21 protein-coding genes and 1 tRNA gene are annotated in these 25,004 nt (G+C 38.1%); 1 reads left to right on the top strand and 21 read right to left on the bottom strand.

The features are described from left to right. Nucleotides 1–28: 28 nt before the first annotated feature. From J7E57_RS22860 to J7E57_RS22760, 21 genes are all read right to left on the bottom strand, one after another. Nucleotides 29–3,424, bottom strand: coding sequence for a DUF4450 domain-containing protein (locus J7E57_RS22860; protein WP_215125721.1), 3,396 nt, complete (start codon nucleotides 3,422–3,424; stop codon nucleotides 29–31). Nucleotides 3,425–3,436: 12 nt separating this feature from the next. Continuing rightward, complete coding sequence (locus J7E57_RS22855) at nucleotides 3,437–4,855, bottom strand: glycoside hydrolase family 28 protein (protein WP_215125722.1); 1,419 nt, start codon at nucleotides 4,853–4,855, stop codon at nucleotides 3,437–3,439. A gap of 387 nt (nucleotides 4,856–5,242) precedes the next feature. After that, nucleotides 5,243–5,322 (bottom strand) — tRNA-Leu (locus J7E57_RS22850). Nucleotides 5,323–5,391: 69 nt separating this feature from the next. Further along, nucleotides 5,392–6,591 (bottom strand): aminotransferase class V-fold PLP-dependent enzyme, encoded by a 1,200-nt coding sequence (locus tag J7E57_RS22845; protein WP_215125723.1) that lies wholly within the window; start codon nucleotides 6,589–6,591, stop codon nucleotides 5,392–5,394. Nucleotides 6,592–6,638: 47 nt separating this feature from the next. Continuing rightward, nucleotides 6,639–6,935: a DUF3817 domain-containing protein gene (locus J7E57_RS22840; RefSeq protein ID WP_215125724.1), complete on the bottom strand. Its 297-nt coding sequence runs from the start codon at nucleotides 6,933–6,935 to the stop codon at nucleotides 6,639–6,641. Between the two features lie 270 nt (nucleotides 6,936–7,205). Beyond that, nucleotides 7,206–7,742, bottom strand: coding sequence for a Fe-S protein assembly co-chaperone HscB (gene hscB / locus J7E57_RS22835; RefSeq protein WP_215125725.1), 537 nt, complete (start codon nucleotides 7,740–7,742; stop codon nucleotides 7,206–7,208). Nucleotides 7,743–7,825: 83 nt separating this feature from the next. Then, entirely contained in the window at nucleotides 7,826–9,214 is a 1,389-nt protein-coding gene (locus J7E57_RS22830; protein WP_215125726.1) for a site-2 protease family protein, read from the bottom strand. Between the two features lie 28 nt (nucleotides 9,215–9,242). After that, nucleotides 9,243–10,403, bottom strand: coding sequence for a 1-deoxy-D-xylulose-5-phosphate reductoisomerase (locus J7E57_RS22825; RefSeq protein ID WP_215125727.1), 1,161 nt, complete (start codon nucleotides 10,401–10,403; stop codon nucleotides 9,243–9,245). A gap of 264 nt (nucleotides 10,404–10,667) precedes the next feature. Beyond that, complete coding sequence (locus J7E57_RS22820; RefSeq protein WP_215125728.1) at nucleotides 10,668–12,167, bottom strand: GH3 auxin-responsive promoter family protein; 1,500 nt, start codon at nucleotides 12,165–12,167, stop codon at nucleotides 10,668–10,670. Nucleotides 12,168–12,265: 98 nt separating this feature from the next. Beyond that, complete coding sequence (locus tag J7E57_RS22815) at nucleotides 12,266–12,493, bottom strand: hypothetical protein (RefSeq protein WP_215125729.1); 228 nt, start codon at nucleotides 12,491–12,493, stop codon at nucleotides 12,266–12,268. Between the two features lie 10 nt (nucleotides 12,494–12,503). Continuing rightward, entirely contained in the window at nucleotides 12,504–13,292 is a 789-nt protein-coding gene (locus tag J7E57_RS22810; protein WP_215125730.1) for a hypothetical protein, read from the bottom strand. Then, nucleotides 13,289–14,257, bottom strand: a complete 969-nt coding sequence (locus J7E57_RS22805) for a glycosyltransferase (RefSeq protein ID WP_215125731.1) — start codon at nucleotides 14,255–14,257, stop codon at nucleotides 13,289–13,291. The genes J7E57_RS22810 and J7E57_RS22805 overlap by 4 nt, the downstream gene beginning before the upstream one ends. A 78-nt stretch (nucleotides 14,258–14,335) precedes the next feature. Beyond that, a complete protein-coding gene (locus J7E57_RS22800; protein ID WP_215125732.1) occupies nucleotides 14,336–15,286 on the bottom strand; it encodes a glycosyltransferase family 2 protein in 951 nt (316 codons plus the stop codon). Nucleotides 15,287–15,469: 183 nt separating this feature from the next. After that, nucleotides 15,470–16,006: a DUF4199 domain-containing protein gene (locus J7E57_RS22795; RefSeq protein WP_215125733.1), complete on the bottom strand. Its 537-nt coding sequence runs from the start codon at nucleotides 16,004–16,006 to the stop codon at nucleotides 15,470–15,472. An 11-nt stretch (nucleotides 16,007–16,017) separates the two neighbouring features. Further along, nucleotides 16,018–16,686 (bottom strand): hypothetical protein, encoded by a 669-nt coding sequence (locus tag J7E57_RS22790; protein WP_215125734.1) that lies wholly within the window; start codon nucleotides 16,684–16,686, stop codon nucleotides 16,018–16,020. Between the two features lie 90 nt (nucleotides 16,687–16,776). Next, a complete protein-coding gene (locus J7E57_RS22785) occupies nucleotides 16,777–18,033 on the bottom strand; it encodes a dihydroorotase (protein ID WP_215125735.1) in 1,257 nt (418 codons plus the stop codon). Continuing rightward, nucleotides 18,030–20,069, bottom strand: coding sequence for a BatA domain-containing protein (locus J7E57_RS22780; protein WP_215125736.1), 2,040 nt, complete (start codon nucleotides 20,067–20,069; stop codon nucleotides 18,030–18,032). Before J7E57_RS22780 ends, J7E57_RS22785 begins: the two co-directional genes overlap by 4 nt. Nucleotides 20,070–20,129: 60 nt before the next feature. Continuing rightward, nucleotides 20,130–20,546, bottom strand: coding sequence for a hypothetical protein (locus J7E57_RS22775; protein WP_215125737.1), 417 nt, complete (start codon nucleotides 20,544–20,546; stop codon nucleotides 20,130–20,132). A gap of 231 nt (nucleotides 20,547–20,777) precedes the next feature. After that, nucleotides 20,778–21,509, bottom strand: coding sequence for a metallophosphoesterase family protein (locus J7E57_RS22770; RefSeq protein WP_215125738.1), 732 nt, complete (start codon nucleotides 21,507–21,509; stop codon nucleotides 20,778–20,780). A 1-nt stretch (nucleotide 21,510) separates the two neighbouring features. Further along, nucleotides 21,511–22,053 carry an RNA 2'-phosphotransferase gene (locus J7E57_RS22765; RefSeq protein ID WP_215125739.1) on the bottom strand — a complete coding sequence of 181 codons (543 nt, stop codon included), beginning with the start codon at nucleotides 22,051–22,053 and terminating at the stop codon, nucleotides 21,511–21,513. Between the two features lie 226 nt (nucleotides 22,054–22,279). After that, the gene (locus J7E57_RS22760; RefSeq protein ID WP_215125740.1) at nucleotides 22,280–23,842 is read right to left on the bottom strand and encodes a L,D-transpeptidase family protein; all 1,563 of its coding nucleotides are present in this window, start codon (nucleotides 23,840–23,842) and stop codon (nucleotides 22,280–22,282) included. Between the two features lie 274 nt (nucleotides 23,843–24,116). Between J7E57_RS22760 and hisG the strand changes: the two genes are divergently transcribed. Next, nucleotides 24,117–24,968 carry an ATP phosphoribosyltransferase gene (gene hisG, locus J7E57_RS22755; RefSeq protein WP_029278663.1) on the top strand — a complete coding sequence of 284 codons (852 nt, stop codon included), beginning with the start codon at nucleotides 24,117–24,119 and terminating at the stop codon, nucleotides 24,966–24,968. Nucleotides 24,969–25,004 lie beyond the last annotated feature (36 nt).

Below are 25,004 nucleotides of genomic sequence, written 5' to 3'. Positions count from 1 at the left end.
CAGCTTTTATAGTACATTATTAAAAAAACTAACGAACCAGGGTTACAGCCATTAAACCAATAATTACATCATTACAAAGTGCAGATAAGGTAAGCTTAGCCAGTGTTTTGTTAGGATCAAGCTTTAATCCCAGAGCTGTTGCTGTACCTCCTTTTATGTCTTTTCCGTTCCAGCTATCGCCATCTTGTGCGGTTACAATTTTACCCGTTTTGAGGTGTACACGTACAGGCCGTTCTGTGCCAGTATCGAAAGCGAAACCATCGGTAAAAAGATCCTGCTCAATTGGCCACCAATTTTCGGGATTACGTAAGTGCAGTTTTTTGGTAGATCCATCGGTATACTGAACCGTAATTTCGCCGTTATCCATTCTGCTTTGCATGGGGTTAGTTGTTCCGGCCAAAAGGAAAAATACCCCGCTTGCTTTACCAGAAAGTGAAATTTCTGCTTTTCGGGGAAAATTATCCCACTGAGCGGTGTAAATGATATTTTTTGAAGTGCTATCTGATGGTGTTTTAAAAACCACTCCAGAAGCCAATGAAAATTCGCCTTTATTGCCTGCCAGTTTACGCAAGCCCATATCATTAATTTCGGGTTTTAATTTGGGATGTGTCCAATCGCCAATGCCTTGCCAGGCCAGCTGTAAGGTTGTGGTTTGTGGCCGTGGAGACAGGTATTTATGGTTAAAAATCTGACCGACCTGATCGTTAAAATAAGTAGATAAATCTTGTGTTTCGAGCTTTTTACCTGCCCATTCTTTAGCAGTTAAATCTAAAATTTGATCTGGCTTTTTCACCACCTCCTTTAGTTTGAAACAAACAGGAAACCAATAGGTAAACTGACCATTTGTAACCTGGGCAAAGAAGGTACGGTCGCCTGGTTCGCCCTGAAGATTTGCACTAAGTTTACTTTCACTTGTATTTATATTGTTAAGCACCTTTTGGGGATCGAATACTTTAACAATTTTAGCCTTACCAAAATCAACTTCCATTTTCGAACCAAGAGTATGGGCTACGTTAATTTTGGGTGGATTTAAGGTTTCGCCTCCCCAAATCAATTCAACCAAATAATCTTTTGCTATTGCACTTTCAATCTCGATTTCGGGTAAGCCAATTGCGTCGGCTACATTTTCCCATTTTACTGCTTTTCCATTGATCTTAACCGATTTTAATTGATTGCTTCTGGCTTTAATGCGCATTTTAAGTCCGAGCCTAATGGCAAATCTCGGCAATAGCTCATAGGTGTCAACTAATCCTTTCCGTTTAAAAGAAAATGAAAGATCAGGAATGTTTAGGGCCGCGTGATCCCATTCTTGCGGTAAACCTGGTCTGATGAGCAAAGTTTTATTCAGCGCATCAGGCACCACACCAAAAAGCCCTTCAACGAGTGTTCTTGAATTAATGCCTACAGGATCACCAAAATCGCGGTACGATTCGCCTAAAATGGCATCATAACGGGAAACCTGGGCAAAATTACCCGGACTTCCACCAATATACATGCTGGCCAATAGTTCACTTTTCCAAAGTTTAAAAGCTTCTTCAGTCCTGCCAGCTTGCCAGTTGGCCAATGCCGTATGGGTAACTTCAGCTAAAACCACATTGTTTAACGACCATTCGTAAGGCATCCAGTTTGTGGTTGATAAAGTATAATAACCTTTATCTTCAAGTCCTTTAGCCCTTACCGGGATGTGCGGGATATGTGTATCAACATACCTTAAGCTCTGCCAGGCCTGAAAAGCATCCGGAACCTCCGAATCTATACTGTGATAAATCGTCCATAAACCCGCAGCCGGATGCAATTGCTGTAGGCCTAAAGCATCTTTATATTCTGCAAACCAGCCTTTTTCTGGCATCCAGAGCTGGGCATTCATGGCTTTTAATATTTTGTCGGCCTCTTTTTGATAAACACCTGGATCTTCATTAATCAAGCGGGCAAGTTTGGCTGCAATTAAATTAGCGCGGTAATTATAAGCCGAGCTATGCGTTCCGCTTCCTCCGCTATATTGCAATGCATCGCTTGCCCAGATGGCCGCATAGGCATCGTAAAGCCCGTTATCATCTGCATCAAAAACTCTTTTTTCCCAAGCCAGGTGCCGTTTAATTACCGGCCACATTTCTTTCACATAAGCTAAATCGCCAGTCCAGTTAAAATGCCAGAGCAGTTGATCGATGTACACAAGATTCATATCATAATGGTGCGGTCTGATCGATTTCCCATCCGGTTCCCGGCTGATGTAACCATTGCTGAACATTGCAGTTCCCATGGCCTCTTTTGATCGCGAAAGATTAAAAGCAGTATCGGCCAAAACAGGACCACTCTCGGGATTGAGCACCTGCGATTTGGCGTAGGCATTAAAATGTGTTCGTGCCCGATCGTGCCAACCTAGTGGATCGGCAGTATAAGGTCCACGCCAACCTGGCAAACGCATCCGCCAGCCTATGGCACCGTGCATATAAGATGGCGCTTCCCAAATCCCATCCGAAGCCATGGCCAAAGCACCACCAATGGTATTGAAAAAAGGATCTGGTGTATCAACCTGTACCCGATCGGCTAAAATTTTACGTTTCTTTTCTGATTCTATAAATCGGGTGGCATTATCCCAGTTTTTAGGTGCACTATCTTTTTCAGGATTTTGGATCAAAACATAGAAATCTTTACCATTTTCTATGTTTAGTTTTCCGGTAATCACTGGATTTTGCTGTGTTTTAGATTGATCTAAAATTAACGGAGAAGATAAATCAGCAGCATCCGCAATCCTGATTTCGGCAGGGAAAATCCCGCTTATTTTTTTTATTTTAGCATATTGGAGCTCGAAACTGTTTTTTGTAACCGTAAAAAAATTATCCTTGCAGTTTTGTTTTTCGAGGTAAAAAGAAGATTCGGGATCTACCCCCATATCGCCACTCCGGCTAAACTTTTTATCACTTGCTCCACCGAAAACCCAAAGCAGTTCTACTCCTTTTTTCACGTTTTCAAAACGGGCTTTTAACACCATACCATCGCCATTGCTCAAGGCAAGAAGCGTTAAATGAAGCGTCCCATTTCCCAGTAATGGATCCTTTATCCTGTAAATCATCGATCCCGGGCGGTACCTGGCGGTAATATCCGTTGCCTTAATCAACCATTTGCTATTTTTTCCATCAAGTAAGCCAAACTGTAGGTTACCACCCATAGCTGGCATATATAATGCAAACTCAGGCAGATCGCCAGCTTCGACCCGAAATGCTGTATTGGTTCCATATAATGCTCTTGTAAACCTTCTTGTACCGTTATGGATAACAAAATCTCTTCCCTCCGGACGGTAACGTAAACTTGCATCTTCATTGTGCCAGGTTCCTGATTTTAACGTTGGCGGATAAAGTTCTTGTGCAAAAAGTGTATTCACCGATAAACCGAGGTAGAAACATAAACTGTAAAATCTTTTCATTTTTCGAAACAGCTAAGGATTTACACTTACTGAATTACTTACTTTCAACGTACTTTGGTCTGTAGTTGTAATATTTACCCGATCAAAGGTCCAGTTTTGTCCAAAATCGATCGTTCCGGCAGTAGCTGCTTCTATTTTCAGGTTTGAGAGGTTAAAGTTTTTTAATATGGTTTCTGAAAAACCAATGGCATTGATTGCCTTTTTAGCACCGGTAGCGGTAACATTAAACACGTTGATGTTCTGTATTTTAGGAATACCCTTGCTTGCTGGTTCTACATGGGTTAAAAGTTTGGTCCAATGTGCGGGGATAGAATCTGGATGGTACCCAGCTGGTAAAGTAGAATAACTGTAAGAAGGGTTCCAGTTTGGATTTACCTGAATCACATTGCCCACACCATGCATGGTAATGTTACCGAAATACACGTCTTCTACTGTACCTCCCCTTGTTTTGGCCGATTTAATATTAATCGCGTTACCCGTTCCATAGCCTACCAGATCGGTGGCCCACACATGGCGGATACTGCCTGATGTTTCGCTACCCAAAGTAAGTAAGCCTGCGCCTTTACGCGCCACACAATTGCGGATTACCACGTACTCGGTTGGTCGGTTTACCCTTAGACCATCCCAATCGCGACCGGCTTTAAGGCAGAAATTATCATCGTTACAATCGATATCGCAATTTTCAATCAGTGTCCATAGCGAAGAATCGACATCAATTCCATCAGTACTCGGGCCGCTGCCATCTACGTTGTTCCGAATGGTAATATGATCTACCGTTACATAAGAAGAGTACAAAATCTGCACGGTCCAAAATCCAGCCTGTTGCACATGAATATCTTTGATGACCACATCCTTAGCCGATTCGACCAGTATCGTTCTTGGGCGTTTGGCATCATAATCTACAATCCACCTTAACCCTTTCGGGTCATATTCTTTTCTTAAATTCCAGTAATATTGCCAGAATGGTTTGCCTTGGGCATTAATCAATCCCTTGCCCGAAATAGAAGCTTTATCTTGTTTTAGAATGTTGATCAACGCTGCTGGCCATTTCATTTCGATGCCAGCCACACGTGTATCAATTTCAGGATAATCTTTAATGTTTTGGCTACCTAAAATTTCAACACCTTCATCGATCTTTAAATTGACTCCATTTTTAATAAATATTGAGCCTGTTAGGTATTTGCCCGCTTCAAAAGAAACTATGCCTCCACCTTTTGCCGCACAATCATCAATGGCCTTTTGAATGGCATTTGTAGCCAAAGTTTTACCATCGTTTATCGCGCCATATTTGTTTACAAGGTAATTATTCTGTTTAAAACTGAATGTCCTCGCACCCGCCTTGCTTACCCAATCTGGTGTTTTGGGTTGGGCAAAAACGGTAATACTAACGAGCATAAAGGCTGCAAGCATAAAAGAATGGATGCTTTTCATAAATTCCGGAATATATTTGGTTATACATTACAGCAAGCGTTATATAGCTGCTGGTTTATTTCCGGTTAATATATAAAACGCGGCGCGCCCAACCATCCTGCTTCATCCTGCATAGAGACGCCTAAAGATGTTGTTCGTTTGTGCTTTTATTCATTCTGCCAAACAATCGGGCAAGTTCTTTTAGTTTATCAGCAGACAGCCATAAGAAGGATAAATAATTTCTGTAGTTCGGAGAGGTGTATTGTAAAAAATGAATTTTTATCGGATTATTTTAGAACTAAAAATTTGGCGAAGTTCAGAGAAAGTAGTTTATGCGCCTAATAAACAACGATTTAGAGCATAAAAAAACCGGAAAGAATGTTTCGAAAAACTATCTTTCCGGCTCAGTACCCAGCGCCGGAGTCGAACCGGCACGGTTTCCCACAGGTGTTTGAGACCAGCGCGTCTACCAATTCCGCCAGCTGGGCATTTGCTTATTCAGCGGGATGCAAATGTATAAATTAAGCACTTAATTCGCAAATTTTATTTGCTTCTTTTTATGTCTGATTTGATTTACTAAAACCTTCACCTTTTAACACATTATCTAATAACAACTGGTTCAATTGTTTAACTTCTTTTTTACTCATTTTCATATCCATTGGCAGATAAACTAAATTTTGAAGTATTAGCTCATTTGAGGTTTTTGGCGGCAAACCCGTGAAACCTTTCTTAACTAAACTGGAGGCTTTTGAAGTGGCATCGAATCCTTTTTCTCTTAATTTATCGATTAACAGTGATGGATTAGCCGCTACTATCGGAATTACCCAGTGGGTATGCCTTAAGTTTGCATTACCACTAATATTTTGTGGGTCTACATCCTGTAACAATAGGGTTGCTAGTGCCTTCCTTTTATGAATACGAGATTGATCAAAATTACTCACTCTATGCTGCAACATACACAAATTAGCATAACATGGTCTGTATTTGATTTTCTCCATTACGTCTGCACCAGGAAAACCTCTTGTAAAACCAGTAATAAGCGTATCAAAGTCTTTACCAAATTGCTTGCAAAGCCAATAAGCTATGGTAAATGGCCATCTTGCGACAAGAATGTTAATCAGGGTAGCATTAATTATTTTTTTGAAGTATCGATTACCTTTTTGCACCGGCAGTCTATTGTTCAATATTTTTACCGCAGCCAGTAATTGCTCGTTTCGAATACAAAGTATTGCTCCGGTTAAAGCTGTATTCGTTTTAATTAGTCCAAAACTGAACAATACCACGTCCGATTTTAAATTACCTTCATAAATTCCATCATAAGCTTGCGCACAATCTTCCATTACAATCAGATTATGCAATTTGGCTATATTAAGCAGTGCTTCGGTATCCATTACGGCACCAAATAAATGGGTAATGAGCAGCAGCTTTGTTTTGGGTGTAATAGCTGCCGCTATCTGTCCGGCAGATATACCTAGTGTATTTTTATCTATAGGTAATGGTACAACTTCTAAATGATACGCAGCAATGATTGCAAACATATCCGGGATGTTAATATCTGCAACCAGTATTTCATCACCAGGTTCAAGATTTAGTGCTTCTAATACGAGATGTAAACCTGTACGAACAGAAAGACAGGGCAACTGCCCTTCCGGAAACTGAGGCTGTTCTTTTTTAAAGCCGCAAGCACTACCAATACAGTATAATGCACCCTTAAAAAGTTCGGTAAAACGGATATCTAACCTACCTCTGGCGATCATTTGTTAAACGCATATAACACTAAGGTAAGTAATTTGTATAATGGCAATTAATTTAGCGCTCTTTCATCTTTCAATTTGCGATCGACTACAAAGGGCATAAAGGGTAAAAGTGATGCTAAAAAGATGAAAACGGCTTTACCAAACTTCCATTTTTGTTCCTGCCAAGCCAAAACTAAGGTGGCTGCATATAATACAAATAATAATCCGTGTGCCCATCCTGTATATTTTACATACAAAGGAAGATCTGCAAAATACTTTAACGGCATAGCTACAAATAATAAAAGCAAATAGGATATGCCTTCCGCTACGGCTACTTTACGAAAAATTGAAAGAGAACTATTCATTGATCTGATTGTTTGCTCCGAAAGTAAAACAAAGCTTTTGCCTATCAAAAACTAAAAAATGATTTTACAATCGGGTGTTTTATAAAGGTCGAAGGCGGAAGGTTTAGGGCTTAACCGCAAAGAGCACAGAGTGAAGGCGCAAAGCACACGAAGTTAGCCTTCGACTCCGATCAGATTGACAACCTCGAACTTTTGTCTTCGTACCTCTGACACCTGACTTTACGGACTAACGCCCTCATCCATTTTCCATCAGAGATCTTCCATCCACTCCTATTTCTCCAAGCGTTCCCTAATCCGATCAACGTATTTCTGCCGGTAAAAATTATCCTTAATCGAGGGCAGTAGTGCATCGGATGCTATTGGGTTGCTATCAAAACGGCCTATTAGATCATTCAGTTCGTTAGCCAGGTCTTTTTCTATGGCATCAACATCGCGTTTTACCTGCGCAAGCTTTTCGGCATCTGGATCAAACTCCAAATCCATTAAAGCCTCATTTACATCCATCATTTCCATTAAAAAAGATTGTGGCAGTTGATAACCTTCATCTGTTTCTACAATCCCTTTTAATTCCAGCACATATTTTAAGCGTTTTTTAGCATTGGTCAGTGTCTGGTAAGCCTTGTTGTTCAAAGTTGACAGATCGAGTACTTCTTGCTGCTTCTCTTCGCTTTCATTGGCATAAAAATCGGGATGAAACTGCTTGCTAAATGCATAAAATTTTATTTTAACTGCATTTTGATCTGGATTAAACTGGATCGGTAGCTCGTAAAAATCGAAATAATTAATATCTGTTGTTGCTGCGCTCATGGTGCATCTTAAATTAAAAAGCCGCAGATGTTCAGATTGATTCGTCAAATCTGCGCATCTGCGGCAATGATATAAATTTGGTTTTACTTACCGAAAGATTTTAAAATATCATTACCAAAAGCAAACACCATTAAACAGATCAAGATCACAAAACCCACAATTTGCGCCTTTTCCAGTACTTTTTCACTTACCGGCTTACGTTGCACCATTTCGATCAAAAGAAATACTACGTGGCCTCCATCTAAGCCAGGAATAGGTAATAAATTCATAAATGCCAGTGCCATCGAAATTAATCCTGTTAAAGTCCAGAATTTAACCCAGTCGAAAGTACTGCCATACACCTTTGCAATCCCAATCGGGCTGCTGATATTACGCGCACTTAACTTTCCGGTTATCATTTTGCCAATGCCTTTTGCATTATCTACAAAAGTGCTCCATGCCATGGTTGCACCAACTGGTAACGACTCTATAAAGCCAAAATCTACATGAGCAGTTTCAGGCATTTTTAAATTAGGGATAATTCCAATCGTTCCATCTTTGCTTACTTTAAGATCGAACTTTACTTCTTTGCCTTTGCGTAGGGCATTAATGGCAATTGGTTTTAATTTGTTTTTAGAAACCTCTTCTTTAAACTGATCGAAGAAAGTAATCTGTTTTCCATTAACCGATAAAATACTATCGCCCGGTTTAATCCCTGCAGCATAAGCTGGATATACGGGTTTCTCGAACTTTCGGCCAAACAGTTTATCAAAAAAAGATGGTTTATCTGCTTTTTCATCAGGTGCGCTTACCTTTTCTACGCTTTCCATCTTGTATCTGGGCGAGATAAAATTCTCTTTATCGTTTTTCGATATTTTATTTAAAATAATATCCGGAACAGAAATGTAAAGTGTTTTATTCTCCCTTAAAATGGTCAACTGGGCTCCATCAAACAATACTTTGCTCGATATAGCATCTTCAAAACGGATTAACTTGTTGCCGTTGATGGCTAAAATCTTATCTCCATTTTTTAAACCGATTTCTTTCCCAATTGCACCTACAGAAATACCATCGTTCAGTTTGCTGTTAACGGTATAATTTTGCCCGACGTTGAAGGTTAACATCCAGAAGATAAAAATACCGACAATTACGTTTACGATAATACCACCAAGCATTACGATTAAACGTTGCCAGGCTGGTTTAGAACGGAATTCCCATGGCTGAGCAGGTTGAGCCATTTGCTCAGTATCCATACTCTCATCAATCATTCCGGCAATTTTTACATAACCACCAAGTGGCAACCATCCCACTCCATATTCAACATCACCTCTTTTAAAACTAAAAAGCTTGAAACCCCAAGCATCAAAAAATAAATAAAACTTTTCTACTTTAATACCAAATGCCCTGGCTGCCAAGAAATGCCCTAATTCGTGTAATATTACCAATAAAGACAATCCGAGCAGCAGCTGCCCCGCCATAATCAATCCATTCATATTCTCTTATAAAATTTTATGTTAGATGTTAAACTATACTTTTTGTTACTAATTCGCCGGCTAAGATACGGCTATGTTTGTCAGTTTCTAAATAATCACACAATTGTGGTTTTTCAACAAAACTGATTTCTTCCATACACTGTTCAATAACCTCGCTCATCTGCAGAAAACCGATTTTATCTTTCAAAAATGCTTCAACAACAATTTCATTCGCAGCATTTAAAATACAAGGCATATTCCCGCCTTTTCGTAAAGAAGTGAATGCCAGGTCTAAATTCCTGAATGTTTCCATGTCGGCTTTTTGAAAGCTAAAGTTTGGATAATCTAGGAAGTTAAAACGTTTAAAATTGTTTTTTAGCCTATCGGGATAATTTAAAGCGTACTGAATAGGCAGTTTCATGTCCGGAACACCCATTTGTGCTTTCATAGATCCATCGGTAAACTGAACAATTGAATGAATGATAGATTGAGGGTGAACAATTACATCAATCTGATCTACATCAAGGTTAAACAACCATTTTGCTTCAATTACCTCCAGACCTTTATTCATTAGGGATGCGGAATCGATCGTGATTTTTGCGCCCATCACCCAGTTGGGATGTTTTAAAGCCTGCTCTTTCTTTACTGTAGATAAAAAATCTTTTGTTTTGCCTAAGAATGGTCCGCCCGAAGCTGTTAAATAAATTTTTTCGATTTCATTCTGCTCCTCGCCCACCAAACATTGAAATATTGCTGAATGCTCTGAATCGACCGGTAAAATTTTAACATGGTGTTCCGTTGCCAGTTGTGTAATCAGTTCGCCGGCTACCACCAAGGTTTCTTTGTTGGCCAAAGCAATATTTTTTCCAGCCTTAATAGCAGCAATAGTAGGTTTTAATCCTACCGATCCCATTAATGCCGTTAATACCACATCACTATCGTCGTAGGCCGCAACTTCTGACAATGCGGCTTCACCTGCCAAAACTTTAATATTTAGCGCAGACAAAGCAGTTTTAACTTCGCCGTACTTGCTTTCATCACAGATTACAACAATGGCTGGCTTAAATTCTATTGCCTGCTGAATAAGTAATGCTGAATTCTTTAATGCAGATAATACAACAACCTTAAATGTTGCGGGATGATCCCTTACCACTTCTAGTGCTTGTGTACCTATACTTCCTGTAGAACCTAATATGGTTATTCTTTTCAAATCGTTTTTAATATCGTAACGCTTACGGTTAAATTAAGCATTTTATCTAATTATTTGTTGTTTCACCAGTTTTTGTCATTCTGAAAGGCATCTGTTGAGTCAATCGTCATCTCGACTGGAGTGAAGTCCCGAATATTCGGGAGAGAGATCTATCTAGACAGATTTCTCGACTGCGTTGCACTTCGCTCCAATGCTGTGGTTCGTGTCTCCACGACCTACTTTTCCTCATTTCGTTTCGTGAGGACACGAACCGAGGAAGATTAGTTAAACAATATACCTCTCCAACCCATCTGCCAAATTTCGATCATTACTCAAGCGTGGCACTTTATTCTGTCCGCCTAACTTCCCTTCACTTTTCATGTAGTTAACAAAAGCATCTTTTTGCAAAGTACGTATAATCAATGGCTGAAGGATGTTCCCTTCAATCAGGTCAAAGTAATAAATATTTTTCTTTTGCAAAGCCTCATCAACCTTTTTGCTGAAAGCTGTCATGTCTTTTGGTGCAGACGAAAATTCTATAAACCACTCGTGATAAGGCAATTGACCAGCTTCTGGATTAACCTGGGGCGCAACTGTAAATTCTGTAATTTCTACCTGTTCTTCATTGGCCACACTCAAAATTGCCTGTTCTACTTCTTCTCCTATTACATGTTCACCAAAGGCAGATATAAAGTGTTTAATCCGTCCGGTTACAACTATTTTATAAGGATTTTTAGAAACAAACTTCACCGTATCGCCTATGCTGTAACCCCATAAACCTGCATTGGTATTTAAAATTAACGCATAGTTGGTATCTAGTTCAACCTCACCAAGCGATAACCGTGTTGGATTATCATTGTAATATTCATCAGCAGGAACAAATTCGTAAAAAATCCCTGCATCGGCCAATAATAATAAACCTTTATCTTTTTGCGAATCCTGGTAGGCAATAAACCCCTCCGAAGCTGGGTAAGTTTCTATAGCATCAATTTTCTTCCCGATGCTTTGTTCAATTTTTGCCCGATAAGGCTCAAAATTTACACCGCCATAAATAAACAGGCTAAAATTCTTGAATATTTCGGCGATTTTCTTCCCTCCTGATTTCTCTGAAAGTTTATCGAAATACATCTGTACCCAAGGTGGAATACCAGAAATCAATGTCATATTTTCATTAATGGTTTCCTCAACAATGGCATCAACTTTTTGTTCCCAATCTTCGATAATATTGGTTTCGTAAGAAGGCAATCGGTTCTTTTGCAAATAGGCTGGCACATGGTGTGCCACTATTCCCGATAAACGCCCAACATTAATTCCATGTTTTACACTTAAAACCGGACTCCCTTGCAAAAAAATCATCTTTCCGTTTACAAAATCGGCCTTACCTGTTTCGTTAATATAAGTTAAAATGGCATTACGGGCAGCTTTGATGTGCTCAGGCATCGATTCTTTCGATAGTGGAATATATTTTACACCTGATGTGGTGCCTGATGTTTTAGCAAAATAAAGTGGTTTACCTTTCCAAAGCACATCGGCTTCACCTGCTACTACACGATCTACATAGGGTTTTAATCCTTCGTAATCTTGAACGGGAACATGTTTTTTAAAATCAGCATAGGTTTTAATCTCAGCGAAATGATGATCTTTTCCAAATGCAGTATTTTTTGCCTCTTCAATCAGCTTTTTCAGGATATTATGCTGAGCATTTAGGGCATTATGCTTCCATTTGTTAATCTGCCAAATTGCAAATGCCGCAAAGGGTTTACTTAATGCTGCTTTTAATCCCATTTCTAGTTACTAGTTTTAAAGTTGATATTTTTAATAATAATCTGATATGCCGCCTGCATTTGGGCCAGTAATTACAAAAAATTCAGGCTGAAGCATATTTAAGAAATCCTTTCCTGAAAAGTATCTACGATTTTAATTGGATGCCCGTCTTGATCGTACTTAACCTCAAAGAGCACTAAAAAAATTTCCCCAGTGGGCATTTCCTTTCTCCAATACTCATTGTCATTAGCTGCTTGATAATAATACGGATTACCAAGTTCAAATGCCCTTTGCCTACCCAAGTCGGCAAAATTATTAAGATTACTAAGGATTTTATCAATCAGCATATTCTTAGTTTTAAACGATATTATGTAAAATATCCGGGTGTTCGTCGCCTTTATATTCGCTCGAAATTTTGCGATATGCAACAGTTAAGGCTACACTAGAAAGTGGAACGATGATAAATGAACTTAAAATATTTACAATAAAAGCCACCAATGGCCATTGCAGGTAATTTAACAACAGATAAATTAAATATCCTCCGCCTAAAACCACCAATAGCAATAAAATCTTCGTGAAATTTCCTTTAGTAGTAGCCAAACTCAATTTGATCGAATCGAAAGGCGTTGCACCTTTATCAATAATAAAAAACGGAAAGAAAGAAATTCTTAACCAGGTGATAAAGATGGCAATAATGCCAACTGAAATGGCCACGTTTTTAACAATTGCCACATTAATTCCTGTGTAAATAAAAGGAAAAGCAACCAAAATTACAACCAGATAAACACCAAGGATACAACCTACAAAATAAAGGGTAGCTACCAAGAACCGGATAATTTGTTGCCTGGTTGGAAGCGTATCTACAATTTTCACATCGTTTTCTTCATCGTCCATTAAATGGAAAATGTATTTGAACAGCGAAAGATTGATGGTAAAATAAAGCAGCACAAAAATAATCACCATGATTACACTCAAGGCCTTACTTACATCCTTAATAAAAAAGGCCATTAAGCTCGAAGCGCTTGCGGTGATAAACATCAGAAAACATAGTGTAGCAATCGAGAAATAGTGTTTCTTGGTAATGCTCCACGCCTTTTGAATTACATCATTAACGGCGAACGTACTTTCTTTTAGATAATTTATCATTGTTGTTTGAATACCACTCGTTTAAATAAATCCTGTATAAATCCTAAACCATAAGCGGTTAATTGGATAAATGAAGATATAATGCTCAAAAATGCAACTTTTAACGATTTATTTACAGACCATGAATGAAAAAATATCAACATAAAGTAAATCAATAAGAAGAAGTTACAAACATATGCCAGTGGAGGATATATAAAGTTACACAAAATGGTGAAACCAAAACCCAATGTAAACAACGCTGGAAAAAAATGTACAAGTTTTAATTCTTTTGGGAAATGTTTGTAAATATTGATTCTTGCTCTCCCGAAAAAGTGTAACTGCTTGTAAAACTGGCTAAAGCTTGTCCGGCGTTTATGGTAAACCTTTGCATCCGGGATCAACCCGATTTTAAAACCGTTTTCGTGAATACGGATACTATATTCGATATCTTCGCCCAATCGGGTCAGGATAAAACCACCTACAGTCTCCCAGGCCTGACGTGAAACACCCATATTAAAACTGCGTGGGTGAAATTGTCCTACGTGCTGTTTGTTTCCGCGGATTCCACCAGTGGTGAAAGGCGAAGTCATGGCATAACTAATTGCTTTTTGTACAGGCGTAAAGCTATCATGTGCAGCATCCGGACCGCCATAGGCATCTAAATGATGCTCATACAAATAGTTTTTAACCGTTTCGAGGTAATTTGCAGGAATTAAACAATCTGAATCGAAAATAACAAAATAATCGCCTGTTGCCCTTTCGAAACCAAAATTACGGGCAAACCCCTGTCCGGCATTTTCTTTAAAGTAATATTTAATGTCCAGTTTATCTGCATAAGAAGCTACAATTGCTTTTGCATCGTTTTTCGAACCATCTTCTATGACCAAAACTTCAAACTGCAAATAAGTCTGTTTAGTTAGGGTGTTTAAAAGTTCGTCAATTTCTTGAGGACGATTGTAAAGTGGAATGATGATGGAGAAAAACATGCTTTTAAAGGTAAAAGGCAGAAGGTAAAGGGTTGAAGGTTTATGGCGTATAAAACCTTACGCCTTAAACCTTTTGCCTTATACCCTCTTCTCTATTAAATATTGGTTTCTTTCTGGTGCATTACGAGTAACCAATTCGGCTACAAAACCAGTTAAAAACATTTGAGACCCTACAATTATTGCAACCAGGGAAATATAAAATAAAGGCTGATCGGTGATTTCTCTTTTATAAGGAATTTCTGCTGCAATATGATAAAGTTTTACACCAATCATCCAAAGGGCCATAAATGTTCCAAGCAAGAAACTTAAAACGCCTAATGAACCAAAAAAGTGCATTGGGCGCTTGCCGAATTTACCCACAAAGAATATAGAAAGTAAATCTAAAAAGCCGTTTATAAACCTACTGAAGCCGAATTTTGTTGTGCCATATTTGCGGGCACGGTGTTCTACCACCTGTTCGGATATTTTACTAAATCCTGCCCATTTGGCAATTACCGGGATATAACGGTGCATTTCGCCGTAAACTTCGATGGTTTTGATTACATCGCTACGGTAAGCTTTTAAGCCACAGTTAAAATCGTTCAGCTCTATACCGCTCATTTTACGGGTAGCGGCGTTGAATAATTTTGTAGGGATAGTTTTAGTAATCGGATCGTAACGTTTCTTCTTCCAGCCCGAAATAAGATCGAGTTTTTCTTCTTTAATGCGGCGGTACAATTCAGGGATTTCATCCGGACTATCCTGCAGATCAGCATCCATGGTAATGACCACATCGCCCTGAGTAGCTTCGAAACCAACATTTAAGGCTGCAGATTTACCGTAGTTCCTTCTAAACTTAATGCCTTTAATGGCAGGGTTTTGAAATCTTAATTCTTCAATCACCTCCCATGATCTATCGGTACTACCATCATCAACCAAAATAATTTCGTAACTGAAATTATTGTCGATCATCACTTTATCAATCCAAGCCGTCAATTCTGGCAAAGATTCATCTTCATTAAATAAGGGTACTACAACTGATATATCCATTTTTTAAGCATAAACCTCGCAGGTTTAATTCGGGGTATCTACGTTTTCCGTTGCCTCATTGAGGGCTACGCCGTTTAAAAACCTGCGAGGTTTGTTTAAAGTAAAACGTGCAAATTTCATCAAATTAAATGATAAAACCTGCACGTTCAAAATTTTTGATATTTAATTCTTGTCTTAAGCAGCTTATAAACTAGGCTCTTTTTTAACTATTGCAGCTGTAATCAGACTGATTATCAAACCTAGTATGGTGTAAACAATCGCAGCTCCAAATGCTGTAAAGGCCCACATGTAACCACGCATCATTTCTATTCCTTTAATTTGTTGCTCATTGCCGTTCGCTTTTTCAATGGCTGAATCAGCTACTCTATCCAAAGCTGAAGGATCTAGAACTTTATAATATAAAATAAACAGCAATCCTACAAATAATCCTGCATAGGCAGCTACTTTAAATCCTGTAGAAAAAGCTTTAGCATAGGTAATATAACCACCAAGCATCTTTCTATAAGTCACCTGAGTATAAAATATTGCCAGGATAAAAACTCCATAAGATAAAACCATCGCAATGACTTTTTCTGCTATTGGTAAATCAGGATCTACCGAATCGATGCCTAAAAATTTCAGAATAAAAATTAAAACAATCGAATAAACGGCAAAGCTTATTGCAACTTTAAATGCCAACGCATTTGGCTTCTTTTCTTCTTGAAGTAATTGTTGTTCCATGATAAGTTAATTTAATTATTAATTGTTGTAATTAATATATAAGTAGCAGAATCGAACGATTTGTTACTGCTATACTGAATTATTTCTTTCGTTGTTTCTGCACTTCCCTCAACATCGAGGAAAAAAGTCATAAATGGAACAAACAATTCTTGCATTTCTTCACTGATATTTAAATTTGCAGCTGTTTTACAAATCTCTTCTACACTGGTTTCTGCTAATTGTTGATTACTGATCAGTTCTTCGTAAATCTCAAATTCATCCTGAAACTCATCGTCTTCTACCAATAAAAATTCTTTCAGGAAATCGCCCAATTCAGGATCTAAATCTTCATCCTTACACTCTTTAATGTAAAGCAGAAGGTTTAACAATTCTGTTCCTCTATCTATGGTTTCTTCTTCGATGTTCGCCCATTCATCACTTTCTAAATAGTCGTCTTCCAGTTTCTGTACGTCACTGCTAAAGAAATTCACCATTAATAAATCGAAAAATACTTCGCGTAATTCTTCAAATTTCGGGTAAGAATCGAAAACGGCATCAAAAGCAGTTGCTTTATCTAAAAAGTTAACATCAAGCTCAAAAGCAGCTAACAATTCAGTTTCAAAACCGTCTACATTGGTAGCTGAAACCTCAGCATATTTATTAATGGTGGCGCTAAGCGCTTTTTTTACTCTATTATCCATGATTAAGATTTTTTGGATTTAAGGATTGTAAGATCATTATATTGATCGTCATGCTGAATTTATTTCAGCATCTATATAAGTTATTTTCAACTAACTCTCCCAGTACTGATTATTATTATAAACCAATTTTACTTTCCCGGTAAGCTCAGTACCCAACAATGGACTGTTTGCCGATTTTGAATAGTTACTGGCCGCATTATACAGCCATTTTTCTGCAGTGTTTAAAACCGTAAAGTTGGCTTCAGCACCTTCTTCGATTACCGGAATAGCTAAATTTAATAATTTACGTGGATTAATGACCAATTTCTCTACAATTAAAGCAATATCCAATCCAGCCTTTAATAATAGTGGTAATACGGTTTGTAAAGCGATGATGCCGTAGTGCGCAATTTCGAACTCTACATTTTTAAATTCGATTTCTTCCGGACGGTGCTGGGAAGTAATGGCATCGATGGTTCCATCTTTTAAACCGGCAATTAGCGCCTTTACATCTGCTTTTCCACGCAAGGGCGGCTTAACCTTATAGTTGCTATCAAAATCACTTAAAAGTTCTTCTGTAAACACCAGGTGATGCGCGGTTACATCGCACGAAACCTGAACGCCATCTTTTTTTGCTTTACGAATCAAAGCTACAGAACCTGCAGTTGAAATATTGCTGATGTGGATTTTGGTTTCATTATAAGCTGCCAGGAAAATATCGCGCGCAATATGCATTTCTTCAGCCAATGCGGGTAAACCTTTCATGCCCAACAGCACAGAGTTTTTGCTCTCGTTAATCTGCGATTTGCCAGCTATGGATTTATTTTCAGGATAAACCATTAATAGTGCATCAAAACCTTTTGCATATTGTAATGCGCGGCTCATAAAACCATCGTCTTGCAAGGCCTTATCGCCATCTGAAAAAGCTACCGCACCTGCCTGCTGCATATCGAACAGTTCGGCAAGCTCCTTTGCTTCGCGGTTCTGACTTATGGCACCAACTGGCAACACATCAACCAAATTGTTTTTGGCCCTATTGATAATGTATTCTACCTGAGATTTTGACTGCACAACCGGACTGGTTTGCGGCAATAAAGCTAAGCCTGTAAAACCTCCAGCTTTTGCGGTTGCGGTTAATGTTTGAATATCTTCCTTGGTTTCGAAACCAGGATCGCCAGCTACGCAGTTTAGATCGAAAAAACCTGGCGTTAAGAAAGCACCCTGAGCATCAAAAACAGTTTCGTTTTTATCGGCAGTTAATTTACCTATGTTTTTAATTTTGCCATTTTCTACCCGAACATCGCATTGTTGATTATTGAATTTACTTTGCGGATCGGCAATGGCTACATTTTTAACCAGGAGATTCATATTGTTTTTTTTGTGTTGTTAAAAAATCGGATGAGCAAAATTTCTGCTGCAATAAAAATCAGCGACAAAATTAGACAAAGTTTCCATAAAGTCTGCCCGATTTTATTAGTGCCGGCAATTAATTTAACGGCATCTTTATCGGTATCGAATATTTTCAGGTTACTTTTACCAGCTAACTGATCGAGTTCTATTTTGCTTAAATAGTGCATATCAGATTCTGTTCGGCCATTGTTGAAACTATAAACAGCAAGTAGCGAATCTGCAAGTTTCAGGTTATAAAAGCCTGCATTTTTTATCTGATCGGCAATGTAAATCAACGTTTTCCCATTTGCCTGACGGATTTCTGGAATCGCCTCAAAACCATCCGCAGTAATTTTTAAGCTTTGGTTTTTACCCAGCGTAATCTTTTTACCCGCCAAGGCATTATCATTACCGAGGTTGTAATATAAAGGTGTTTCGTTTCCTCCACTCAATGCCAAACGATAAATCAGTGGCACAAAAACCGGATGACGGGCTAAATTCCCGTCACTTGTATTAAGCCCTGAAGCAGATAAATACACCTGCCCGTTACCTACACCATACTTTGAGAAAAATGGTTTTCTGCCAGGCAATAACATAACATCTTCTTTATTGGAAGTATTTTTCTCTACAAAAGAATAATAGCGGGAAACTGTTGGAAGATCAAGATTTTTAGGGATTTCCTCAAAAACAGTCCTGAAAATGGGGTTTTGCAGATCAATCTGATCAACCTTGCTTGGTGTGGTATTTAAACCTTGAATGGCAGGAAGCGACAATCCGCTTAAAAATGAGTTATAAGTTTGAATATTGGCATCTAAATCAGGAAAAAGCACCACCGTACCACCTGCATTCAGGTAGGTTTTTAGCTGTTGTGCCAATCCTGTTGATGGATTTTTCAAACCGTTCAACACAATCAGGCCGTAACTGGCAAAACTGCTATAATTCACATTGCTTTCGGCATTCTCGGTGAGTTTATAATAACGATCGGCAGCAAACAGTGCTTTAATGTAATTGCCCGTATTGGCTCCGTTAATACTCAGAACAGGAAAACTTTCATCTACCTTAAAACTGAAGGAAAGTGTATCATCAAAGGTTACCGGAAAATCTTTAATACTGATTAAACCTTTTTGCCATCCTGCGTTCAGTCCAGAGAAATTCAGGGTATCTTTAACCGTTTTACCTGCAGGGATCGTTACAGCACCCAAACCTTTCTGTTGGTTGTTGATGCTGAGCTTTAAAGGGATATTTTTCGCTTCCTCTTCAGAGTAATTTTTCAACTGTACAACCAACCGCTCATTTGCTCCCGGCTGATGATTTGGCGAAAGCGCCCAAACGCTATCTATTGCAACATTCGGAAGCGTATTGGCATTCAGTTTCAAAAATGAATATTGAATATCTGCTTTTGTATCGAGTTTATTGGTGGTGGAGATATTTTTTTGAAAATCGGAGATCAGAAAGCTATACTTATTTGCAGAACCCGTTAAAACATTCCCCTGCCGGTTTAGTATCTGTTGGAGATTACGGTTTGCTGCAGAGATCTTAACATCATCTAATGCTTTTAAAAACTCTTCCTCGTTTAACAATCGTTGGTGTTTTCCTTCGAAATTATTGGTCAGGAGTTGAAAACGATCGTTCATTCCAAAACCTTTTACCAGTTCTTTTGCCTTCCGCTTGGCTTCATCAAGCAGGTTGCCATCTTTATTAATGGCTTCCATGCTGTAAGAATTATCGATATAAATGCTTACTACATTGTTTAAAGCAGTTGTTTTTTGGTTGTGCGCTGGAATATAAGGCTGGGCAAATGCCAAGACCAAAAAGACGATTGCCAAAATCCGTGACAACAGAATAAGCAGGTTTTTAAGTTTTTCTTTAGAAGAATTTTGCTGTTCTACTTCTTTTAAAAGCTGAACATTAGAAAAATAAACCTTCTTAAACTTCCTGAAATTGAATAAATGAATGATAACCGGGATGGCAACCGATATTAGTGCAAAAAGAAAGCCCGGATAAAGGAAATTCATTAAAAACCAAAGATAGAAAAATTATGGAAAGTGGCGAATTACTATTGTAATAAAGTCGTTTTAATAACTAAAACCCGGAAATTCGATATTTACAATTTTCCAGCCACCGTTTTGCAATGCGAAATACAGTTTAAAAGGTCCGCTTACAATTTTTGATTGTTTTTGAATAACATCTCTATAACCTGCAACCCCTTCAACAAAGCCCATACCCTTATCATCATTCAAAAGCTCGAAATTAACATCAATAATATCGTATCTGCCACCAACATATTCATCAGATTTACCGAAGATACCTTTCAAACGACCAACAATTACATCTTTTCCAATAATTTTATTACCAGGAAGAATAAAAAAATCATTCAGTTCAATGGTAATAGACTTAGATTGCTTAAACCATGCGTTTATAAACCTAATGGCACTATTTACGATATCGGCTTGATGGTTAAATGTGGGGTTTTGCTGCATTGTATCTTTCATTAAATGAGGTGTATCATAAATAAATCTAAATCTGCCACGTTGAGCACGTCGAACGCTTTATTATGCTCCTTCGACTACTTGTCCCGCCTTTTATCGGACGGCCCTCCGTAGGAGTCCTTTGGACAGGATGACAATTCCATATTAATGATACCACTCCAAAAACTTGGCGAAGTTAACTATTCTTTAGCCTTTCTCTAATTTCAGCAAGAGAATAATCGATCAATAACTTAACTATTTACATCTTCCTTTTTCGGTTGGGTACAAGCTTTGCAAGGTATCGCTTTGCCAAAATTCTTTTGTTTCGATATCCAGGCAGGTCAATTTCCCAGTAAATGCAGCACCAGTATCAATATTCCAAACGTTACAACCCTGCATGGGCACGTTCATGTTATAATAGAGCGTTGGGGTATGGCCAATGTAGATTTCGTGATAAAGCAATAAACGTTTCGGATAAATCGCTGAATCTTTTTTGATCCTCTTATCCATAGTCAGGGCCATTTCCCAAAGCGTTCTATCCCACGAATAATTGGAAGAATAACGTTCTTTCTCAGGACCGTGCATAGAAGAAAAACCCGCGTGGATAAAGAGATTGTTCTGCTCATCCACGTAGTAGTCTTTCATGTGCTCAAAGAAATTTAAATGTTTTTGCCTCACTGAATCAGGCATGTTTTGGTAGCTTTCGATGGTTAATTTACCACCATGAACAAACCAAACATCATCTACAATATCTTTTTCTAACCAATCGATACACCAGGCATCGTGATTTCCTTTGATAAAAATGCACTGCTGGTTTTCTTCTAATTGTATCAGGTAATTGATTACCTGCGCCGATTCACTCCATCCATCCACATAATCGCCAAGGAAAATCAGTTTGTCATCTTTTGTTACTTCTGCACGCTCGAATAGCTGAGTTAAACCTTTTAATCCTCCGTGTATATCACCTATTACTAATGTTCTGCCCATGTTAAAAAGTTATATATTCAACGGGCACAACATCTGTAAGCCACACATTGTTAGCTGATAAATAAAATTTATAGCCTGCCCTGTGCATCTCTCTACTATTAATGGTGAGGATAACCGGTTTTCCCCTCCTGCCACCTACTTTATTGGCCGTTTCTCTATCGGCACTTAAATGCACATGCTGCCGGGTCATTTTTTGAAGTCCCTGCGATTTAATATCCGACAGGAACTTTTCAACTGTACCATGATACAGGTATGCTAAGGGTTCGGCTTGATTTAAGTTTAATTCAACAGCAATAGAATGTCCTTGGCTTGCCCTTATTCTAGTTTTATCATCATTGAAGGCAAATCTCTTTTTATCGTTATTTTCAACGATGAATTCAAGTTGTTCAAAATCTATTCTCTTATCATAGAGGTCGAATTTGGTAATCAGTTCATTTACATCAGCCCAGCCATTTTCATCGAGCTTTAAGCCTATGGTTTCTGGCGAATGTCTCAAAATATAACTTAGCAGCTTACTGATTCCTTTGGTTATTTTATTGTCCATGATGATCTTAATATTAATTCATTGACTTTTGTAGGTAGCGTTCATAATTTTCATTTTCGAAACACACAAAAATTACCTTTTCAATTTTTTCTTTGTCAACGAAATTAAGATGACAATGCCAGTATCTGCTGCTTTACCTTCAGGAAAATGATTAAATAGCTGTGCTGCTGTTAGGGGAAACCTTAACATTATTTACAACTGCAAGCGCTAAACTATTGATTAAATTCTACCTGAATTTCTTCATCGCAGCCCAAAGTTTTTCGTCCATACCGTAAACATCAGGTCTGTATTCAATCTTATCGTTTTGCGACCAGGCCGTAATGTAGGTGATAATTAATGGAACATTTTTCTTTGGGGCAAACCAAGCTGGTTTTAATTGAAATGCTCTGGTGGTATCTGCCTTTTGGGCCATGCGTTTTTTATACCATTTTACATGTGTACTATCAATCGGCGGCAAATCTACTTCAGCCCTAAGTTTATCATAAGTATAAGTATCTTTAACCAAAAGTTCGGCAAATTCTAATGGTTTTTCGATACGTACGCAACCATGACTTATAGCCCGGTTGGTCAGGTTAAATCCGTTCTTATTATTGGTATCGTGTAGGTAAATACTCGAGCTATTATCGAAGATGAATTTGAACTTTCCTAAAGCGTTTCCACCGCCAGATCCTTGTTTAAATTTAAAGGGTAATTTATCACGCGAATACCTATTCCAATTGATGGTATCAGGCTCACCAATCAGCTTATCTTTATAGTAAACTTTGATGTTACTGTTCGACAAATAAAAAGGATCTTTTCTGGCCATCCAATAGATCTCACTTTGCGCAATACTTACCGGAATATTCCAGATTGGATTGGCCTGAATGGAATTGATTTTACTGAACAATAAAGGTGTCTCATGGTTCTTCGGTTTATCATCCAAATTGCCTGATTTTGCAAAGGCCTTAAGCTTCTCTTCGTAACCGTTTTCCCGCCTCCCACCAACGCAAACTTTCATTGTAATTACCGTATCTTGTTTATCCAGCCAGGTTAACCTAAAATCAGGGATATTTACCTGCACATAATTATCGCCAGTCTCTGGCATTTTCCAACGGAATCGCTCCATATTTAGCAGTAAAATCCGTTTCTCATCCTCTGCATCTGCATTCAAATATGCAGCCTGCAAAGCTTTATATTGAGCCGATTTGGGCTGAACAGATCTGAGTGTGTCCAATAGGCTTACACTATTCAAAAGATTGGTCATCCCAGCGCTGTCCGGACGTTTAACTTTAATGTAGTAGCGCGAAAATATATTGCGGGGATTTACTACCCCAAATTTTAAATAGTTTGTATAATTTAAATAGGCATTGGCCGATAGTAATTCTAGTTTCGCTATAACCGGATAACTTTCCTCTACCTTTTTAAACTTGTTTGCCGTTAATTCATCTAATAAGCTTTTAATCTCATCTCCTTTAAAAATCTTCGGATTGAAGCCATGAACCTTACTTTCGTTTAAATAGCTTACCAGCGAATCTAAGTTTCCATTAATATAAAATCTGGTAACGAGCACAGGCTGACGATGATTATCGGCATAATAACCTTTAATTGTTTTCGGATTTACAAATTTGTCTGAAAGACTATCCAAAGTCTTTACAAAAATGCTATCATAAGCTACAGTATCGAAATCTTTATAAATTTTATTCTTGAAATGTTCAGACAGCACTTTCCCGATCTCAGGTGGGCTTTTAAACCATCCACAGGCAGAAATGAACAAAATAAAGGGCAGAATTAGAAAGCGAAACTTTTTCAAAAGAGTAAAATTTTAATACAAAATAAGGGTTATTGACAATAAAAACAGCATAATGGCAAATTAAGTGCCATTATTTTTTGTTTTACCATTTCAAACACTATATTTGCCAGCGCTTATCAGCTAAAGCATTGATACTGGCAGAAATAATTTATGAATTTAACTTTGAACCATCACTTACATTTACACCATCGCCGATAGGCGATATGATATGTTTGTTTTGTACTTCAAAACTTTTTTCCGTAAATAATTTCTTGTTCACTCTATATTCAATACTTTGAAAACACTTAAAATCGCTATCCAGAAGTCGGGTAGGTTAAACGAAAAATCTGTAGAAATACTTAAAAACTGTGGTTTATCTTTCGAAAACTACAAAAGCTCACTCATCTCAACCGTTACCAATTTTCCTTTAGAAATTCTTTTCCTCCGGGATGATGATATTCCTGAATATGTACAGGATGGCATTGCAGATTTAGGTATAGTTGGAGAAAACGTAATTGTAGAAACCAAAGCCGAAGTAGATTATCTACAAAAATTAGGCTTCGGAAAATGCACCTTAAAAATCGCTGTTCAGGCCACCAGTAATATCCAAAAACTGGAAGAGTTAAATGGCAAAGCGATTGCTACTTCTTACCCGGTAATCCTCGAAAAATTCTTACAGGAAAAAGGCATAAAATCTGATATCAGAACCATTTCAGGATCGGTAGAAATTGGTCCGGGCTTAGGCTTAAGTGATGCTATTTTTGATATCGTATCAACAGGTGGAACACTAAAAAGCAATGGACTAAAACCTTTCGCTGATGTGATGCAATCGGAAGCCGTTTTAATCGGAAATAAATCAATAGCTGATAATCCTGAAGTTGCAGAATTGCTTCAACGCATCCGCTCTGTACTTAGCGCAAAATCTAATAAATACGTGGTACTAAATGTATCAAAAGATAACCTTCAAAAAGTAGTCGATTTATTGCCGGGTGTTAAAAGTCCAACAGTAGTTCCACTCTTCGAACCGAACTGGGTGGCTGTTCACTCTGTAATTGCCGAGGAAGATTTCTGGGATAAAATAAATAGTTTAAAAGCAGCAGGTGCTGAAGGTATTTTGGTAATGCCAATCGAGAAAATAATCAAGTAAAATCGTTTAAATTCACATTAACTATTAGTTAATTTA

The sequence above is a fragment of the Pedobacter sp. ISL-64 genome (assembly GCF_018613605.1).
GTDB lineage: Bacteria > Bacteroidota > Bacteroidia > Sphingobacteriales > Sphingobacteriaceae > Pedobacter.
Note: the sequence above shows the minus strand (reverse complement) of the source record. Positions and strands in the feature narration are given on the sequence as shown.

What these genes read in the sequence shown, in the direction of transcription:
- J7E57_RS22860 (WP_215125721.1), bottom strand. Translation starts at nt 3,424, where the DNA reads ATGAAAAGATTTTACAGTTTATGTTTCTACCTCGGTTTATCGGTGAAT.
- J7E57_RS22855 (WP_215125722.1), bottom strand. Translation starts at nt 4,855, where the DNA reads ATGAAAAGCATCCATTCTTTTATGCTTGCAGCCTTTATGCTCGTTAGT.
- J7E57_RS22845 (WP_215125723.1), bottom strand. Translation starts at nt 6,591, where the DNA reads ATGATCGCCAGAGGTAGGTTAGATATCCGTTTTACCGAACTTTTTAAG.
- J7E57_RS22840 (WP_215125724.1), bottom strand. Translation starts at nt 6,935, where the DNA reads ATGAATAGTTCTCTTTCAATTTTTCGTAAAGTAGCCGTAGCGGAAGGC.
- hscB (WP_215125725.1), bottom strand. Translation starts at nt 7,742, where the DNA reads ATGAGCGCAGCAACAACAGATATTAATTATTTCGATTTTTACGAGCTA.
- J7E57_RS22830 (WP_215125726.1), bottom strand. Translation starts at nt 9,214, where the DNA reads ATGAATGGATTGATTATGGCGGGGCAGCTGCTGCTCGGATTGTCTTTA.
- J7E57_RS22820 (WP_215125728.1), bottom strand. Translation starts at nt 12,167, where the DNA reads ATGGGATTAAAAGCAGCATTAAGTAAACCCTTTGCGGCATTTGCAATT.
- J7E57_RS22815 (WP_215125729.1), bottom strand. Translation starts at nt 12,493, where the DNA reads ATGCTGATTGATAAAATCCTTAGTAATCTTAATAATTTTGCCGACTTG.
- J7E57_RS22810 (WP_215125730.1), bottom strand. Translation starts at nt 13,292, where the DNA reads ATGATAAATTATCTAAAAGAAAGTACGTTCGCCGTTAATGATGTAATT.
- J7E57_RS22805 (WP_215125731.1), bottom strand. Translation starts at nt 14,257, where the DNA reads ATGTTTTTCTCCATCATCATTCCACTTTACAATCGTCCTCAAGAAATT.
- J7E57_RS22800 (WP_215125732.1), bottom strand. Translation starts at nt 15,286, where the DNA reads ATGGATATATCAGTTGTAGTACCCTTATTTAATGAAGATGAATCTTTG.
- J7E57_RS22795 (WP_215125733.1), bottom strand. Translation starts at nt 16,006, where the DNA reads ATGGAACAACAATTACTTCAAGAAGAAAAGAAGCCAAATGCGTTGGCA.
- J7E57_RS22790 (WP_215125734.1), bottom strand. Translation starts at nt 16,686, where the DNA reads ATGGATAATAGAGTAAAAAAAGCGCTTAGCGCCACCATTAATAAATAT.
- J7E57_RS22785 (WP_215125735.1), bottom strand. Translation starts at nt 18,033, where the DNA reads ATGAATCTCCTGGTTAAAAATGTAGCCATTGCCGATCCGCAAAGTAAA.
- J7E57_RS22780 (WP_215125736.1), bottom strand. Translation starts at nt 20,069, where the DNA reads ATGAATTTCCTTTATCCGGGCTTTCTTTTTGCACTAATATCGGTTGCC.
- J7E57_RS22775 (WP_215125737.1), bottom strand. Translation starts at nt 20,546, where the DNA reads ATGAAAGATACAATGCAGCAAAACCCCACATTTAACCATCAAGCCGAT.
- J7E57_RS22770 (WP_215125738.1), bottom strand. Translation starts at nt 21,509, where the DNA reads ATGGGCAGAACATTAGTAATAGGTGATATACACGGAGGATTAAAAGGT.
- J7E57_RS22765 (WP_215125739.1), bottom strand. Translation starts at nt 22,053, where the DNA reads ATGGACAATAAAATAACCAAAGGAATCAGTAAGCTGCTAAGTTATATT.